1 protein-coding gene is annotated in these 1,239 nt (G+C 65.2%); it reads right to left on the bottom strand.

What is annotated here, in order from left to right; genetic code table 11:
* Nucleotides 1–1,229: NAD(P)H-dependent oxidoreductase (locus CU103_RS30940; RefSeq protein WP_106667834.1), on the bottom strand; the 1,229-nt coding region annotated here is incomplete at its 3' end.
* Nucleotides 1,230–1,239 lie beyond the last annotated feature (10 nt).

Raw genomic sequence — 1,239 nt, 5'->3', positions numbered from 1 at the left:
GCACCCTTGGCGATCGGGGCGGTGACGCTGCCGCCCTGCAACAGGCCGCAGGGGATGGCGCCGGCGCTGCGGGCTTCCCCCGCCGTCATGATAAAGGCGCGGTAGCAATATTCGCCGATCGCATCGAGGGTATCGCCGGGCTTCAGATCCTTCTTGGCCACCGCACAGACCTCAGCAACCGGCCTCGCCAGCGGCACCATGTCGGCCTTGCCGTAGAGCACGACGCGGGCGCAGGTCAGCGGCACCTCGAGCGAGGTCAGATGATAGGGGCGGTGGAAGGTGAAATACGGGCCCTTGCCCATCTTCAGATCTTCCATGCGCTCCGAAATGCGCGGATGCGACATGTCGGCAATGACGAAGACGCCAGGCGCCACGCCCTTGCCGATCGAATAGTCGACAACGCCGGCCTTCGACAGCACGCCGCCATCCTTTTCCGGCACCAGCACCTTCGACAGTTGCTCGAGCGTGGCCGCCGGGCCATGCATGCCCGGCCGGTCCGGCACCAGCCCGGTGGCATTGGCGATCGCCGCCATCTCCACCATGGTCTTCGAGCCGTCGACGAACTCGACCAGCATGCGCACATTCATGTGACGGCGGGCGGCCTCCTCCTCGTAATCGTCGGGAATGGCATCGATGTTGAGCGGGTTGTTCTTGCCCTTGCCGGCGGCGACGATCGGATGGCCCATGGCCGAGACGAACTCGATCAGCTCCATGCAGGACGAGGGTTCATCGCCCGCTCCCAGCGAATAGGTGACGCCGAGCCGGTCGGCCTCGCTCTTCAAATAGGCGCCGATGGTCACGTCCGCCTCGACATTCATCATCACCAGATGCTTGCCGTGCTCCATGGCCCGAAGGCCGATCTCCGCCCCGACCGCCGGCACGCCGGTCGCATCGATGACCACGTCGATCAGTCCGTTCTCGAGGATGAGATTGGCATCATTGGTGACCGCGATCTTGCCCGCCTCCATCGCCGCGGACAGCGCCGCGGCAGTGGCGACTTCGCGCGAATGGCCTTCTTGCCTGTAGGCGATGTCGACCGCCTTCAGCGCACCCTGCAGGTTCAGTTCGCAAATCGCCCCGATCTCGATGCCGGGCATGTGCGCTACCCGGGTGACGATGTCGGTGCCCATCTCGCCCGAACCGATCAGGCCGATGCGGATCGGACGGCCCGTCTCCGCCCGCGCCTGCATGTCCCGCGCCAATCCCGTCAATGCAACATTCGTAGCCATAATGCCCTCC

This window comes from Phyllobacterium sophorae, from assembly GCF_003010965.1.
Taxonomy (GTDB): domain Bacteria; phylum Pseudomonadota; class Alphaproteobacteria; order Rhizobiales; family Rhizobiaceae; genus Phyllobacterium; species Phyllobacterium sophorae.
Note: the sequence above shows the minus strand (reverse complement) of the source record. Positions and strands in the feature narration are given on the sequence as shown.